Raw genomic sequence first — 14,618 nt, forward strand, 5'->3', positions numbered from 1 at the left:
CTCAGTGTCGCCTAGCGCCCGGTCAGGCGCCTGGCGTTTTCCAGGTGGGCGCTGAGCTGCTTCTGGATGCGCTCGGTCGCCTCGTCGAGCGCCTTGCGTGTCCGCCGTCCGCTGCCGTCGCCCGCGTCGAAGGGGTCGCCGAAGACGACGTCGACCCGGGTGCGCAGCGGCGGCAGCCCCTTTATCAACCGTCCCGGCCTCTCGGAGCTTCCCAGCACCGCCACCGGCACGACCGGCGCCCCGCTGCGCACCGCGAAGTACGCGAGCCCGGCCCGCAGGGAGGCGAAGTCGCCCTCGCCCCGGGTGCCCTCCGGAAAGATACCGAGGACCCCGCCGGCCTTGAGGACGTCTAGTGCCCGGGTGATCGCCCCGCGGTCGGCGCCGGAGCGGTCGACCTTGACCTGCCCGATGGCGGTCAGGAAGGGATCCAGCGGCCCGACGAACGCCTCCTTCTTGATCAGGAAGTGCGTCGGCCGGGGTGACACGCCCATGACCATCGGGCCGTCGATGTTGTGGGAGTGGTTGACGGCGAGGATCGCGGGACCGGTCGCGGGCATCCGCCAGGCGCCGAGCACGCGCGGCTTCCACAGCCCGTACATCAGCCCGACGCCGATCCGGCGCCCGACGTCGGCGCCCCGCTCCGAAGGAGCCGTACCGGCAGCCCTGCCGGAGGAGTCCGTGCTCACTTCCCGACCCGCTTCTCCTCGACGAGGGTGACGACGCACTCGATGACCTGCGCGAGGGTGAGCTCGGTGGTGTCCACCTCGACCGCGTCGTCCGCCTTGGCGAGCGGCGAGGTCTTGCGGCTGGAGTCGACCGCGTCCCGCTTGATCAGTGCCTCGCGGGTGGCCTGTATGTCGGTGCTCTTGAGCTCGCCGCTGCGGCGGGCGGCGCGGGCCTCCGGCGAGGCGGTGAGGAAGACCTTGAGGTCGGCGTCCGGCAGCACGGTCGTACCGATGTCCCGGCCCTCGACGACGATCCCCTTCTCGGCCGAGGCGGCCAGGGACCGCTGCAGCTCGGTGATCCGGGCCCGCACCTCGGGAACGGCGCTCACGGCGCTGACCCTGGAGGTGACCTCCTGGCTCCGGATCGGTCCGGACACGTCCGTCCCGTCCACCGTGATCGTCGGGTTCTCCGGGTCGGTGCCGGAGACGATCTCCGCCTTGCCCGCCACGGCGGCGATCGCGGTCGGGTCGTCGATGTCGATCCCGTTGGTCACCATCCACCAGGTGATCGCCCGGTACTGGGCCCCGGTGTCCAGGTAGCTCAGCCCCAGCTGCGCGGCGACAGCCTTCGAGGTGCTCGACTTGCCCGTGCCTGCGGGGCCGTCGATGGCGACAATCACGGGCTGGGCGGCGCCGTTTTCCACGGGGGGACACCTTTCGGGTGCGGTCTGGCGAGTGGTGTGGGGGCGCGACTGTGCCCCGCACCAGGTTACTGGGTGCGCGTCACTCGTCCGGACGCGTGCCCGGTCGGCGCCGGTCCGGGCCGTGCGGGGGCGGCGGCGCGGGACCCTACTGCCGAATGGCCCAGCCTCGCTCCCGCAACGAGGCCGCCAGCACGGGTGCGGCCGACGGCTCCACCATCAGCTGCACCAGACCGGCCTGCTGCCCCGTCGCGTGCTCGATCCGCACGTCCTCGATGTTGACCCCGGCCCGCCCCGCGTCCGCGAAGATCCGGGCGAGCTGCCCGGGCTGGTCGTCGATGAGCACGGCCACGACCTCGTACACCCGAGGAGCGGACCCGTGCTTCCCCGGCACCCGCACCTGCCCGGCGTTCCCCCGCCGCAGCATGTCCTCGATCCCGGACGTGCCCTCGCCCCGCTTCGCCTCGTCCGAGGACTGGAGCGCCCGCAGCGCACGCACGGTCTCCTCCAGGTCCGCGGCGACGTCGGTGAGCAGATCAGCCACCGGACCCGGGTTCGCGGAGAGGATGTCGATCCACATTCCGGGATCGGACCCGGCGATCCGGGTCACGTCCCGGATCCCCTGGCCGCACAGCCGTACGGCGGCCTCCGCGGCGTGCTCGAGCCGCGCGGCGACCATGCTGGAGACCAGATGGGGCATGTGCGAGACGAGCGCCACAGCACGGTCGTGGGCGTCGGCGTCCATGACCACCGGTACGGCGCGGCAGTGCGAGACCAGCTCCAGCGCGAGGTTCAGCACCTCGGTGTCGGTGTCCCGGGTGGGCGTCAGCACCCAGGGCCGCCCCTCGAAGAGGTCCCCGGAGGCGGCCAGCGGCCCGGACTTCTCCCGCCCGGACATCGGATGCGTACCGATGTACGAGGAGAGGTCGAGTCCCAGCCCCTCCAGCTCCCGCCGCGGCCCGCCCTTCACGCTGGCCACGTCGACGTACCCGCGGGCCGCCCCCCGCCGCATCGCGTCCGCCAGCACTCCGGCCACGTGCGCGGGCGGCGCGGCGACGATCGCGAGGTCCACCGGCCCCTCGGGCGCCTCGTCCGTGCCCGCGCCGAGCGCGGCGGCCGTGCGGGCCTGCTCGGGGTCGTGGTCGGCGAGGTGGACGGTGACGCCCCGCCCCGCGAGCGCCAGCGCGGCGGAGGTCCCGATCAGCCCGGTCCCGATGACGAGTGCGGTCCTCACTGGGCGATGTCCTTGCGCAGGGCGCCCGCGGCGCCGAGGTAGACGTGGGCGATGTCGGCGCGGGGCCGGTCGGACTCGATGTGCGCGAGCACCCGGACGACCCGGGGCATGGCGCCCTCGATGTCCAGTTCCTGCGCGCAGATCAGCGGTACGTCGACGATGCCGAGCTTGCGGGCCGCGGCCGCCGGGAAGTCGCTGTGCAGGTCGGGCGTGGCCGTGAACCAGATGCTGATCAGGTCGTCCGCGGTCAGCTCGTTCCGCTCCATGATGGCGGTGAGCAGCGCCCCGACCTGCTCGTCCATGTGGCCGGCCTCGTCCTGTTCGAGTTGGACCGCACCCCGGACCGCTCGTACCGCCACGGCATTGCTCCTCGCTGATGTACAACCCGGCTCTTTGGACGACCAGCCTAGTCAGCCGGTGTCGGGCGGGTGCGGGGCGCCCGCCTCCTGAGACGGCCTCCCCGGACCGTACCGATGTCACCCGAATGTCCCAGTTTTGCTACCAGGAGCGAAAACACGCCCGTGCGCCTCTGGACGCGGGACCCCGGGTCCGCTCTGATGGCAGGAAACTCGCCTCGGGGGAGGCCCCATTTCATGAAGCGTTCCGGACCGTTGCTGACCCTGCTCGCGGGATTGCTGGTCGGCCTGTTCATGCTCTCGCTCAACGCCACCACGGGAGAGAAGTCCACGTCGTCGTACGTGAAGCCGCCGTCATCCGGGAACCCGTCGCCCAGCACCAAGGCGTCACCGGGCACCCCGCCGGCACGGACGTCCGCGCCGGCCAACCCCTCCCCGGCCCGCACTCCGGTGCCCGGGGGCGTCTACACGGGCCGTACCGACGACGACTCCTCCGCGGTCGCGATCACGGTGCGCGACGACAAGGCGATCGCGTACGTCTGCGACGGCCACAACATCGAATCGTGGCTCCAGGGCGACGTGAAGGACGACGGCAGCCTGCGGCTTACCGGAAAGGGCGGCGCGAGCCTGGACGGCAAGGTGAAGGGGACCAAGGAGATCCGCGGCACGGCCCACGTCGGCAGCGGGAGTTACGCCTTCACCATCGGCAGGACGAACAAGTCGTCCGGGCTCTACCGGGCGAACAGCACGGTGGCCGGCGCGAGGATCGAAGGCGGCTGGATCGTCCTGCCCGACGGCGAGCAGGTCGGCATCCTCAAGCGCGACGGCAAGCCTTCCCCCGCACCGGAGATCGACCCCGAGACCGGTGCGGTGACGGTCGACGGACAGCAGCTCACGGCCCGCCCGGTAACCCCCTGACCTCCTCCCGAGGGAGCCGATCATGACCGTCGACCCGAACGCGGCCACCCAGAGCTGGCCCCCGCCCGAACCCGAGCGCCGCCCCGGAGCGGCCCGCTATCTGATCCCGGCCCTGGTCGCCGCCGCGGTGGCGGTCGCCCTGGGCGTCTACGGCAAGGTCCACGACCCGGCGGGGACGGCCTTCAACCTCGCCGGCTTCAGCAGCACCGGCGCGGTGAAGTCATGGCTCGCGACGGTCGCGTTCTTCTTCGCGCTCGTGCAGCTCGTCTCGGCCCTGATGGTGTACGGCAAGCTGCCGGGCCCGCGTTGGTCCGCCACCGCGCACCGCTGGTCCGGCCGGGTGGCGTTCCTCGTCGCGGTGCCGGTCGCGGTGCACTGCCTGTACGCGCTGGGCTTCCAGTCGTACGAATCACGCGTTCTGTGGCACTCGCTTCTGGGTTGCTTCTTCTTCGGTGTGTTCAGTGCCAAGATGCTGCTGCTCCGCTCGGAGCGACTTCCCGGGTGGTTGCTGCCGATCGTCGGCGGGCTCGTCTTCAGCGCGCTCACGATCCTCTGGCTGACCTCCGCCCTCTGGTTCTTCCGCACCTTCGGAGTCACGACATGACGCAGAGCCCGACGCGGCGCACGATCCTTCTCGCGACGGGCGCGGCCACGCTGACCGTCGGCTGCAGCGAGTACGGCAACGAGAACAGCGACTCCGGGTCCAGTTCGGTCAAGGCCGACACCGAACTGGCGAAGACGAGCGACATCCCGGTCGGCGGCGGGAAGATCTTCAAGGACGAGAAGGTCGTCGTCACCCAGCCGAAGAAGGGCGAGTTCAAGGCCTTCTCGGACATCTGCACCCACCAGGGCTGCCAGGTGACCAGTGTCTCCGGCGGCACCATCAACTGCCCGTGCCACGGCAGCAAGTTCCACATCACGGACGGCTCGGTGGCCAACCCGCCGGCCAGCAAGCCGCTGCCCGAGAAGCAGATCAAGGTCAGCGGGGACTCGATCGAGCTCGTCTAGGGCACCGGCCTCGGCGCACCGTCCGGTTAGAGTCGGGCGGTGCCCGAGCTGAAACTGCTGCGTGCCGGCCATGCCCCGGCGGTCCTGGCGTTCGAGCTGGCGAACCGCGCGTACTTCGCCGCCTCGGTCGCCGACCGCGGTGACGACTACTTCGACCGGTTCGCGGACCGGTTCAGCGCCCTGCTGGCCGAGCAGGAGGCCGGCATCTGCGTTTTCCATGTGCTGGTCGCCGAGGACGGCTCGGTGCTGGGCCGGTTCAATCTGTACGACCTTGAGGACGGTTGTGCCGTACTCGGCTACCGGGTCGCGCAGCAGGTGGCCGGCCGCGGCACGGCGACCGCGACCGTCCTGGAGCTGTGCGAGTCGGCGGCGCGGTACGGACTGCGCACCCTGCGGGCGGCGACCGCCCACGAGAACGTCGCGTCCCGGAAGGTTCTGCTCAAGGCCGGGTTCCTCCCGGTCGGTCCGGCCGATCCGGCAGAGCTCGGCGGCAAGCCGGGCACCTGGTACCAGCGCGATCTGGCACTCCGGCGGTAGCCCGCACCGGCTTGACCGGTCACCGGCCGGCCCGGTCCACCGGCTGAGGCCTCAGGAGTCCCAGAGCGCCCCGAGCGTCACCAGTTCACTGCCGTACTCGATCCGGTCGGCCCACTCGACCGGCCACGCCTCCGCTCCCAGGTGGGCGCCCGCGAAGGCGCCCGTCAGGCAGGCGATCGAGTCGGAGTCGCCGGAGCTGCACGCGGCCCGCCGCAGGGCCGTCAGCGGCTCCTCCGGGAACTGCAGGAAGCACAACAGCCCGGTCGCCAGGGCCTCTTCGGCGATCCAGCCCGCCCCGGTGGCCAGGCACGGGTCCTCCTCCGGCGAGGCGGTGCGCACGGCGTCGTCGAGCCGGTCGAGGACAGCGAGGCACTCGTCCCAGCCGCGCGCGATGAACTGCCCGGGTGTCGGGTCCTGACTCCGCGTCCACAGGTCGCCGAGCCAACGCTCGTGGTACTGGCCCCGGTTCACCAGCGCGTACGACCGCAGCTGCCCGACCAGATCGCCCGGCGCGGTGCCCTGGGCGAGCAGCCGTACGGCACGCGCGGTGAGGTCGGAGGCGGCGAGCCCCGTCGGGTGGCCGTGGGTGAGCGCGGCCTGCAACTGGGCGGCGCCCGCGCGTTGTTCGCCGCTCAGTCCGGGGACGAGTCCGACGGGGGCGACGCGCATGTTGGCGCCGCAGCCCTTGGAGTTGATCTGGCTGGCGTGCTGCCAGGGCAGATCCGTGCGCTCCAGCAGGTCGCAGGCCCTCAGGCAGGTGTTGCCGGGGGCGCGGTTGTTCTCCGGGGAGCGGTTCCACGCGATGAACTCCCGCCGGACCGGCTCCGCCATCTCGGGCCCGAGCACTCCCCGGTCCATGGCCGCCCGCAGCCCTCTGCCCACCGCCAGGGTCATCTGTGTGTCGTCGCTGACGACGGCCGGCGTGCGCAGCTCCATCTCCCGCCACGGCCCGCACTTGGCGAGGATCGACGGCACGTCATTGAACTCGGTCGGGAAGCCGAGGGCGTCCCCGAGAGCGAGGCCGACGAGAGTGCCGGTGGCGGCGCGTTTGGTCAGGATCATGGTCATGCGGGGCGTCCTTCCGGGGACGGTCGGAGGAGAGGGGGATGCAGGGTGGCGGCCGGTCCCGCGCGGTAGAGCGCCGCCGGTTTGCCGCGGCCTCCGGTCAGCCGCGCGGCGCCGGGGACGGCCTCGACGAAGCCGGGCGTGGCGAGCACCTTGCGGCGGAAGTTGGGCCGGTCCAGGACGGTGCCCCACACGGTCTCGTACACCTGCTGGAGCTCGCCCAGGGTGAACTCGGGCGGGCAGAAGGCGGTGGCGAGGCAGGTGTACTCGAGCTTGGCGCCGACGCGTTCATGGGCGTCGGCCAGGATGCGGTCGTGGTCGAAGGCGAGCGGTCCCGCCTTGTCGTACGGCACCCAGCGGGCCTCGGCCGCGTCGCTGCCGCCGTGCGGCTCGGGCGGGTCGGGCAGCAGTGCGGCGAACGCGACGGAGACCACCCGCATCCGGGGGTCGCGGTCGGGCTCGCTGTAGGTCCGCAGCTGCTCCAGATGCAGCCCGGAGAGGTCCGACAGGCCGGTCTCCTCGGCGAGTTCGCGCCGGGCCGCCGTCTCCGCGGACTCGTCCGGGTGCACGAACCCCCCGGGCAGCGCCCAGTGTCCGGCGTACGGCTCCTGGCCACGCTCCACGAGCAGCGCGTGCAGGGCGCCTTCGGCGATGGTGAGGACGGCGAGGTCGACGGTGACGGCGAAGGGTTCGTGGGCGTACTTGTCGTAGTCCACTCGCGCCCGCCCCCTTTATGGTCAGCATGACTAATAGTCACTACGACTATAAAGGGGGCGGGGGTGTTCGACAAGCCCCTAGCAGCGCCGCCCCAGGAAGGCGAGGAGCCGTGTCCCGGCGGGTGCGCCGGACGGCACGGCGACCGGCGCGCCGAACCGCACGCCCCGGTCCTCCTCCCCCACCACGCACTGGGCGACGGACAGGAGTTCGGCCGCGAGGCCCTCCGGAATGGGCCGCGGCCGACCGCGGGACCGGGACACGTCCCACCCGTGCACGGCGATCTCGACGGCGCCGACGGCGGCCATCACCCGCACGTCCAGCGGGCGTTCACCCACCAGCACCCCCTCGGGCGGCCCGGCGGCCCAGGCACCGAGCACGGCACACGCGCGTGTGCGGAAGCCGCAGACCCGGTCGACGTGCGGGAGCAGCCCGATCCGCCCGCCGCCGAGCCCCTCGTACAGCGCGTCCAGCGAGTCGTCGAGATGCTCCAGCAGCTCGCCCAGATCCCACTCGGGGCACGGCGTGCCCGTGCCGAGGCCCACGCGCTGCGCCCCCGCCACGCTGCCCAGCGCGTAGGCGAGCGAGCGTTCCAACAACTCCCCCGCGCTCATGACAGCACCTGGGCCCGGCGTGCCGTCGCCGGGCCTGCCCCCACCGGGCCGCCGCAACAGCCCCTCAATGGCCTAGCAGTCGCCTCCTGGACCCCTGGGAGCCCGACGGGCCGTGAAGGCCGCACACGGCCCTCCAGCGCTGCCGGACACGTCCCGCCGCGGTTTCCGTTCCTCGCATCCATCCCCATGCCCTCCGTTCCCTCCGTCACGGATACAGACCAGGGGCAGGGCGAAAACGCATCGGCCGGCCCCGGAGGATTCCGGAACCGGCCGCACACACACGCGTGGAGGGACTACAGGTCGACTTCCTTCATCAGCATGCCGACCTCGGTGTTGGACAGCCGCCGCAGCCAGCCCGACTTCTGGTCGCCCAGGGTGATCGGCCCGAAGGCGACCCGCACCAGCTTGTCGACCGGGAAGCCCGCCTCGGCGAGCATCCGGCGGACGATGTGCTTGCGCCCCTCGTGGAGCGTGACCTCGACAAGGTAGTTCTTGCCGGTCTGCTCGACGACCCGGAAGTGGTCCGCCTTCGCGTACCCGTCCTCCAGCTGGATGCCGTCCTTGAGCTGCTTGCCCAGGTCGCGCGGGATCGGGCCCACGATGTGCGCGAGGTAGACCTTCTTCACGCCGTACTTGGGGTGGGTCAGCCGGTGGGCCAGCTCGCCGTGGTTGGTGAGCAGGATCACACCCTCGGTCTCGGTGTCGAGCCGCCCCACGTGGAAGAGCCGCGTCTCACGGTTGGTGACGTAGTCGCCGAGGCACTGCCGGCCCTCGTTGTCCTCCATCGTCGAGACCACACCGGCGGGCTTGTTCAGCGAGAAGAACTGGTACGACTGCGTCGCCACCGTCAGGCCGTCGACCTTGACCTCGTCCTTCTCCGGGTCGACCCGCTTGCCCTGCTCCAGCACGATCTCGCCGTTGACCTCGACCCGGGCCTGCTCGATGAGCTCCTCGCAGGCCCGCCGCGAGCCGTAGCCCGCGCGCGCGAGGATCTTCTGGAGCCGCTCGCCCTCCTGCTCGGCGCCCGGGAAGGTCTTCGGAAGCTTCACGTCCTTCTTGCCGGCGTACCGCTCCCGGTTGCGCTCCTCGGCCCGCGCCTCGTACTCACGGGAGGTCGCCGGCACGGAACGGCCGCGCCCGGTGCCCTGTCCCTGCTTGGGGCCGCCCTTGGCGCCACCGCGCGCGGAGGCACCGCGCCCGGACTTCGGTCCTTCGTGGGTGCCGCCGGGGCCCACGTCGTAGCGGCGCTCCTCGGGACGGGGCTTCTTCGGCCGGCCGCCCTGCTTGTCGTCGCGGTCGTTGCCGGCGCCGCGGTAGTTACCGCGACCACCGGTGCTCCCGCCGCGACCACCGCTGCTGCCGCCGCGGCCGCCGCTGTTGCCACCACGGCTCCCGCCGTTGTTTCCGCTGCTGTTCCTGCCGCTGCTGCTTCGCATCAAGTTTCCGTCTAGTCGTCGTCTGGGTCCTCGGAATCCGGAGCGTCCGGATCGAACGACGGTACGGCTTCCTGGGTCTCGGCCTCGATCGCCTCCGCCTCCGGGAGGAAGGGCGCGAGCTCCGGGAGCTCGTCCAGACCGCGCAGGCCCATCCGCTCCAGGAAGTAGTTCGTCGTCACGTACAGGATCGCACCTGTTTCGGGTTCCGTGCCCGCCTCCGCGACCAGGCCCCGCTGGAGCAGGGTGCGCATCACACCGTCACAGTTCACTCCGCGCACCGCGGAGACCCGGCTGCGGCTGACCGGCTGACGGTAGGCGACCACCGCCAGCGTCTCCAGCGCCGCCTGGGTGAGCCGGGCCTGCTGGCCGTCCAGGACGAACCGCTCCACGGCCGGGGCGTACGCGGCCCGGGTGTAGAACCGCCAGCCGTTCGCGACGTGCCGCAGCTCGAAACCGCGCCCCTGAGCGGCGTACTCGCCCGCCAGTTCCCGCAGCGCCCTGGTGATCTGCCGCTTCGGGCGCTCCAGGATCTTCGACAGGTGCTCCTCGGTCGCGGGCTCGTCCACGACCATCAGGACGGCCTCCAGGGCCGGCTTCAGATCGAGGTCGGCGACGCTCGGCGGTCCCGCCGGGGCCTCGGTGGTGTCCTCGCTCACGCCTTGTCCTCCTTGGGCGGCTCGGGCGGTCGGTCGAACTCGTCGGTCACCATCGGCTCGGCCTCCCCCGCACCGCCGGTCCACCGCACGAGCAGTTCGCCGAGGGCGGTCTCCTGGTCCAGCGCCACGGCCTTCTCCCGGTACAGCTCAAGGAGCGCGAGAAACCTGGCCACGACGGTCAGGGTGCCGTCGGCATCCTCCACCAGCAGACGGAAGCTGGCCTCACCGAGTTCCCTGAGCCGGGCGACCACGATCCCGGCCTGCTCCTGGACGCTCACCAGGGGCGCGTGGATGTGGTCGACGTACACCTGCGGCTTGGGCTTGGGCTGCATCGCCTTCACGGCGAGCTCCGCGAACCCCTCGGACCCGATGCTGATGACGACGTCGGGCAGCAGGTCGGCGTGGTGCGGTTCGAGTCCGACGGTACGGGGGTAGCGCCATGCCTCCTCGTCGAGCCGCCGGTTGAAGATGTCGGCGATCTGCTTGTAGGCGCGGTACTGCAGCAGCCGCGCGAAGAGCAGGTCCCGGGCCTCCAGGAGCGCCAGGTCGGCCTCGTCCTCCACCTGGGCGGCGGGCAGCAGCCGGGCCGCCTTGAGGTCGAGGAGGGTGGCGGCGACGACGAGGAACTCGGTCGTCTCGTCGAGGTCCCAGTCCGGCCCCATGGCCCGGATGTACGCCATGAACTCGTCGGTGACCTTGGAGAGCGCGACCTCGGTGACGTCCAGCTTGTGCTTGGAGATCAGCTGGAGGAGGAGGTCGAAGGGTCCCTCGAAGTTGGCGAGCCGAACCTTGAAGACCCCGTCGGCCTCGGGCTCGCCCTGAGCCCCGACCACAGGACCGCCCTCGACCCCAGGAACAGCCTCAGGCTCCGCCTCGGACTCCGGCTCCGACTCAGTGCTCGCCTCCGACTCCGGGACGGCCTCAGCCCCAAGGACAGCCTCAGCTCCAGGGACGACCTCAGGCTCAAACTCGGCCTCGAACTCAGGCTCGGCGTCCGCCTCCGGAACGGGCTCAGAGCTGGGGACGTCCTCAGACACAGAGCCGGCCTCGGCCTCAGGGACAACCTCAGGCCCCGGCGCGACCCCAGGCTCCAACTCGGCCTCAGAGTCCGGCTCGGCGTCCGTCTCGAACTCCGGGACGGCCTCAGCCGCAGGCACACCCCCAGGCACAGGAGCAGCCTCGGCCCCAGGGACAAGCTCAGGCTCCGTGACGGCCCCGGGGGCCAGCTCGGCGCCCGCCTCCAGCTCCGGAACAGCCTCAGCCCCGGCAACGGCCTCTGGCTCGGCGAATGCCGGCACCGGCACAGTCCCAGGCTCCGGAAGCTCGGTCTCCGTTCCATCCGGGACCGGCGCCGCACCCGGCTCGACCCGCGGAGCGCCCGGCCCCCGCCCCAGCACACGCCGACGACCGGCAGCTGCGCCGGCGCCGGGGGGAACGTCGTTCGAGGTCATAGCCCCCGCAGGCTACCGCTACCGCCCACGCAGCCGGCGGACGAGGATGCTCGCGTCTCCGCGGGATTCCAGATCCGCCAGCACCACGGCGACCGCCTCGCGCACGATCCGCCCGCGGTCCACCGCCAGCCCGTGCTCGCCCCGGAGCACAAGACGGGCGTGCTCCAGATCCATGAGCTCCTCGGCCGACACGTACACGGTGATCTTCTCGTCGTGCCGCTCGCGCCCACTGGGCCGCCGAGCGGGCGACCGGCCGCGCTTGCCGCGCGGCTGCGCACCGCCGGAGGCCTGGGCAGAACCTTCCTGCGCCTCCTGACGTCGCGCGGAGCGCTCCGCGGCGGCCGCCCGGAGACGGGACTCGCCCGCCTCCGCGGACTCGGCGTCGGCCGCCACATGCTCGGCCCCGTCGCCGTCCCCGCCCTGTGCGGGCACGGAGTGCGGCGCGTCCTCGGCCCCGTCCGGCTCCCCCGCGGGAGCCGGTACCCGGGCCTCGCCGTTGGCCCCCCGCCGGGGGGTGGACGCCTGGAGCGCCATCCCCCCTGTCGTACGGAACAGTTCGTCGGCCCCCGGCAGACTCACTCGGCGTGACACCGGGCGAGCACCTCCCTGGCGAGCTGGCGATAGGCGGCGGCACCGACGGAGTTGGAGGCGTACGTGGTGATCGGCTCACCGGCGACCGTGGTCTCCGGGAAGCGCACCGTGCGCCCGATGACCGTGTGGTAGACGTGGTCGTCGAACGCCTCGACCACACGGGCCAGGACCTCACGGCTGTGGACCGTGCGCGAGTCGTACATCGTGGCGAGGATCCCGTCGAGCTCCAGCTCCGGGTTGAGCCGCTCCTGGACCTTCTCGATGGTCTCCGTCAGCAGTGCGACACCACGCAGGGCGAAGAACTCGCACTCCAGAGGCACTATCACCTTGTGCGCGGCCGTCAGGGCGTTGACCGTGAGCAGGCCGAGCGAGGGCTGACAGTCGATCACGATGTAGTCGTAGTCGGCCATGAGCGGCTTCAGGGCGCGCTGCAATGTCGACTCGCGGGCGACCTCGGAGACCAGTTGGACCTCCGCCGCCGACAAGTCGATATTGCTCGGCAGCAGGTCCATGTTGGGGACCGCGGTCTTCAGCAGGACCTCGTCGGCCGCCATGCCCCGCTCCATGAGCAGGTTGTAGACGGTGAGGTCGAGCTCCATCGGGTTGACACCGAGACCCACCGACAGCGCGCCCTGCGGGTCGAAGTCCACGAGCAGCACGCGCCGGCCGTACTCCGCGAGCGCGGCACCCAGGTTGATGGTCGACGTCGTCTTGCCCACGCCGCCCTTCTGGTTGCACATCGCGATGATCTTCGCGGGGCCGTGGTCGGTCAGCGGGCCCGGGATCGGGAAGTACGGCAGCGGGCGTCCGGTCGGACCGACGCGCTCACGGCGCTGACGGGCCGCGTCGGGCGCGAGCGTGGCCGCGTACTCCGGATCCGGCTCGTACTCGGCGTCGGGGTCGTAGAAGTGCCCCTCGGGCAGTTCGTCGTAGTCGGCGAAGTGGTTGTGGGGCGCGCCACTTCCGTCGCCGGCCATGGCGTTCACGTGATGGCCATCCATGCTCTGGTGTGCTGTCCGCACGGTCTGCGGACGACTCTGGTGGGCTGCGAAGGTGCGCACCGCGACGGAGCCGACAGCCTCGAACCCTGCGGGGCTCTGGGCCCCGGCAGGCATTCCTGGTTGACCACCCCCGGGAGAAAATGTCGACTCATTCACAAGTCGTCTTACCTCCTTGGTGACCAGGAAACTTCTAGACAAGGTCAGCGTGGCACCATGCCGACGGTTGGCGACTCTATGGCGTGTCGGGTGTTCACAGCAACACAATCCGCCGGACCCGGCAGGATGTGTCGGCAATGAAACATCCCGCTGTCAAGGGCGTACGGCAGTCGCACGGCAGGTTTCGCCGGTGTACGAATCGGTTCAAGGGTTACGTTCGACGCGAGTTGACCGAGAGTCGCAAAGTGACCATACACACATCCGGCCGGACCTTGTGGGGCAAGGTCCGGCCGCATGTGCCTCGTTGACGCGCCTTGTTGACGTATCGCCTTTACGAAAAGGTGACTTAGCTATCGGCCCAGGTCACGGACTCAGCCGAGCAGCGTCTCGAGCTCGGTGTGCTCCAGGCCGTGCGCCTCGGCGACCTCCCGGTAAGCGACCTTGCCGTCATGGGTGTTGAGACCCTTCGCCAGCGCGGGATCGCGGCGCAGCGCCTCCACCCAGCCCCGGTCGGCCAGTTCGACGATGTAGGGCAGCGTGGCGTTGGTGAGCGCGTAGGTCGAGGTGTTGGGCACCGCGCCCGGCATGTTGGCGACGCAGTAGAAGACCGAGTCGTGGACCTGGAAGGTCGGCTCGGCGTGGGTGGTGGGCCGGGAGTCCTCGAAGCAGCCGCCCTGGTCGATCGCGATGTCGACAAGGACACTTCCGGGCTTCATCCGGGAGACGAGCTCATTGGTGACCAGCTTCGGGGCCTTGGCGCCCGGGATGAGCACGGCACCGATGACGAGGTCGGCGTCCAGGACGGCCTTCTCCAGCTCGAAGGCGTTGGACATGATCGCCCGGACCTTGGTGCCGAAGACCTTGTCGGCCTCGCGCAGCTTGTTGATGTCGCGGTCGAGCAGCGTGACGTGGAAGCCCATGCCGACGGCGATCTGCGTGGCGTTCCAGCCGGAGACCCCGCCGCCGATGACGACGGCCCGCGCGGGCTGGGTGCCGGGGACACCGCCGGGCAGGACACCGCGGCCGCCGACCGAGCGCATCAGGTGGTAGGCGCCGACCTGCGGGGCGAGCCGGCCCGCGACCTCGGACATCGGAGCCAGCAGCGGGAGGGCGCGGGAGGGCAGCTCCACGGTCTCGTAGGCGATCGCGGTGGTGCCGGACTCGATGAGCGCGTCGGTGCACTCCTTGGAGGCGGCCAGGTGCAGGTACGTGAAGAGCGTCTGGTCCTTGCGGAGGCGGTGGTACTCCTCGGCGACCGGCTCCTTGACCTTCAGCAGCAGGTCGGCGGTGGCCCACACCTCGTCGGCGGTGTCCAGGATCCGTGCGCCCTCGGCGACGTACTCCTCGTCCGGGATGGAGGAGCCGACGCCGGCGCCGCGCTCGATGACGACCTGGTGGCCGTGGCGCACCAGCTCGTGCACACCGGCGGGGGTGATGGCCACCCGGAACTCGTTGTTCTTGACCTCGCGGGGGATGCCGACCTTCACGTGGATCACGGTCCTTGGCTCAGAGTGT

General features: G+C 71.2%; 17 protein-coding genes. 4 read left to right on the top strand and 13 right to left on the bottom strand.

Annotation, left to right across the window (positions count from 1 at the left end):
- Nucleotides 1–11: 11 nt before the first annotated feature.
- The 4 genes from H293_RS0110715 to aroH form a co-directional block, all read right to left on the bottom strand.
- Nucleotides 12–725 (bottom strand): lysophospholipid acyltransferase family protein, encoded by a 714-nt coding sequence (locus H293_RS0110715; RefSeq protein ID WP_106968286.1) that lies wholly within the window; start codon nucleotides 723–725, stop codon nucleotides 12–14.
- Nucleotides 683–1,369 carry a (d)CMP kinase gene (gene cmk, locus H293_RS0110720; protein ID WP_020117874.1) on the bottom strand — a complete coding sequence of 229 codons (687 nt, stop codon included), beginning with the start codon at nucleotides 1,367–1,369 and terminating at the stop codon, nucleotides 683–685. Before cmk ends, H293_RS0110715 begins: the two co-directional genes overlap by 43 nt.
- 145 nt (nucleotides 1,370–1,514) lie before the next feature.
- Nucleotides 1,515–2,600 (bottom strand): prephenate dehydrogenase, encoded by a 1,086-nt coding sequence (locus H293_RS0110725; RefSeq protein WP_020117875.1) that lies wholly within the window; start codon nucleotides 2,598–2,600, stop codon nucleotides 1,515–1,517.
- The gene (gene aroH, locus H293_RS0110730) at nucleotides 2,597–2,959 is read right to left on the bottom strand and encodes a chorismate mutase (protein WP_020117876.1); all 363 of its coding nucleotides are present in this window, start codon (nucleotides 2,957–2,959) and stop codon (nucleotides 2,597–2,599) included. Before aroH ends, H293_RS0110725 begins: the two co-directional genes overlap by 4 nt.
- A 234-nt stretch (nucleotides 2,960–3,193) precedes the next feature.
- Here aroH and H293_RS0110735 point away from each other — a divergent pair, with 234 nt between their 5' ends.
- Genes H293_RS0110735 through H293_RS0110750 form a run of 4 tightly spaced genes read left to right on the top strand, consistent with a single transcriptional unit; the run spans nucleotide 3,194 to nucleotide 5,419 of the window.
- Nucleotides 3,194–3,874 carry a hypothetical protein gene (locus H293_RS0110735; protein WP_020117877.1) on the top strand — a complete coding sequence of 227 codons (681 nt, stop codon included), beginning with the start codon at nucleotides 3,194–3,196 and terminating at the stop codon, nucleotides 3,872–3,874.
- 22 nt (nucleotides 3,875–3,896) lie between these two features.
- Complete coding sequence (locus tag H293_RS0110740) at nucleotides 3,897–4,478, top strand: DUF6529 family protein (protein WP_020117878.1); 582 nt, start codon at nucleotides 3,897–3,899, stop codon at nucleotides 4,476–4,478.
- Entirely contained in the window at nucleotides 4,475–4,882 is a 408-nt protein-coding gene (locus tag H293_RS0110745) for a Rieske (2Fe-2S) protein (RefSeq protein ID WP_020117879.1), read from the top strand. The genes H293_RS0110740 and H293_RS0110745 overlap by 4 nt, the downstream gene beginning before the upstream one ends.
- 39 nt (nucleotides 4,883–4,921) lie before the next feature.
- A complete protein-coding gene (locus H293_RS0110750) occupies nucleotides 4,922–5,419 on the top strand; it encodes a GNAT family N-acetyltransferase (protein WP_020117880.1) in 498 nt (165 codons plus the stop codon).
- Nucleotides 5,420–5,470: 51 nt separating this feature from the next.
- Here H293_RS0110750 and H293_RS0110755 read toward each other — a convergent pair whose 3' ends face one another.
- From H293_RS0110755 to ald, 9 genes are all read right to left on the bottom strand, one after another.
- A complete protein-coding gene (locus tag H293_RS0110755) occupies nucleotides 5,471–6,487 on the bottom strand; it encodes an ADP-ribosylglycohydrolase family protein (protein WP_020117881.1) in 1,017 nt (338 codons plus the stop codon).
- Nucleotides 6,484–7,200: an NUDIX hydrolase gene (locus H293_RS0110760; RefSeq protein WP_020117882.1), complete on the bottom strand. Its 717-nt coding sequence runs from the start codon at nucleotides 7,198–7,200 to the stop codon at nucleotides 6,484–6,486. The genes H293_RS0110755 and H293_RS0110760 overlap by 4 nt, the downstream gene beginning before the upstream one ends.
- Nucleotides 7,201–7,278: 78 nt before the next feature.
- On the bottom strand, nucleotides 7,279–7,812 hold the full coding sequence (locus H293_RS0110765; protein WP_020117883.1) for a TIGR03086 family metal-binding protein: 534 nt from the start codon (nucleotides 7,810–7,812) through the stop codon (nucleotides 7,279–7,281).
- Nucleotides 7,813–8,105: 293 nt separating this feature from the next.
- Entirely contained in the window at nucleotides 8,106–9,248 is a 1,143-nt protein-coding gene (locus H293_RS0110770; protein ID WP_020117884.1) for a pseudouridine synthase, read from the bottom strand.
- Between the two features lie 11 nt (nucleotides 9,249–9,259).
- Nucleotides 9,260–9,904 carry an SMC-Scp complex subunit ScpB gene (scpB, locus tag H293_RS0110775; protein WP_020117885.1) on the bottom strand — a complete coding sequence of 215 codons (645 nt, stop codon included), beginning with the start codon at nucleotides 9,902–9,904 and terminating at the stop codon, nucleotides 9,260–9,262.
- Nucleotides 9,901–10,737: a segregation and condensation protein A gene (locus tag H293_RS60010; protein ID WP_020117886.1), complete on the bottom strand. Its 837-nt coding sequence runs from the start codon at nucleotides 10,735–10,737 to the stop codon at nucleotides 9,901–9,903. The genes scpB and H293_RS60010 overlap by 4 nt, the downstream gene beginning before the upstream one ends.
- Nucleotides 10,738–11,373: 636 nt before the next feature.
- Nucleotides 11,374–11,946 carry a hypothetical protein gene (locus H293_RS0110785; RefSeq protein ID WP_028807735.1) on the bottom strand — a complete coding sequence of 191 codons (573 nt, stop codon included), beginning with the start codon at nucleotides 11,944–11,946 and terminating at the stop codon, nucleotides 11,374–11,376.
- A complete protein-coding gene (locus H293_RS0110790) occupies nucleotides 11,931–13,061 on the bottom strand; it encodes a ParA family protein (RefSeq protein ID WP_020117888.1) in 1,131 nt (376 codons plus the stop codon). The genes H293_RS0110785 and H293_RS0110790 overlap by 16 nt, the downstream gene beginning before the upstream one ends.
- A 413-nt stretch (nucleotides 13,062–13,474) precedes the next feature.
- Nucleotides 13,475–14,590, bottom strand: coding sequence for an alanine dehydrogenase (gene ald / locus H293_RS0110795; protein WP_106968299.1), 1,116 nt, complete (start codon nucleotides 14,588–14,590; stop codon nucleotides 13,475–13,477).
- Between the last annotated feature and the right edge of the window lie 28 nt (nucleotides 14,591–14,618).

Source organism: Streptomyces canus 299MFChir4.1, assembly GCF_000383615.1.
Classification (GTDB): Bacteria; Actinomycetota; Actinomycetes; order Streptomycetales; family Streptomycetaceae; genus Streptomyces; species Streptomyces canus_C.